Here is a 263-nt window from a genome sequence, read left to right on the forward strand (position 1 = left end):
GAGCAGAAGGCGCCGCTGGGCTTCCTGTGGGCCGAGCGCCTGGCCGTGGAGCTGCTGGGCAAGGGGGAGCTGGCCCTGCGCCTGTTCCCGCTGCTGTGCGGGCTGGCGGCGCTGGCGGCCTTCGTGCTGGTGGCCCGGCACTTCCTGCGGCCCTGGGCGGCGGCGCTGGCCGTGGCCCTGCTGGCGCTGGCCTCGCCGGTGGCCTACCACGCCGTGGAGGCCAAGCAGTACAGCACCGAGCTGCTGTGCGCGGTGCTGGCCCT

General features: G+C 75.7%; 1 protein-coding gene. It reads left to right on the forward strand.

Going from position 1 to position 263, the window contains the following annotated elements; genetic code table 11:
• Nucleotides 1-263: glycosyltransferase family 39 protein (locus ACW9SV_RS22505; protein ID WP_479559035.1), on the forward strand; the 263-nt coding region annotated here is incomplete at both ends.

The organism is Rufibacter sp. JT20002, assembly GCF_056491185.1.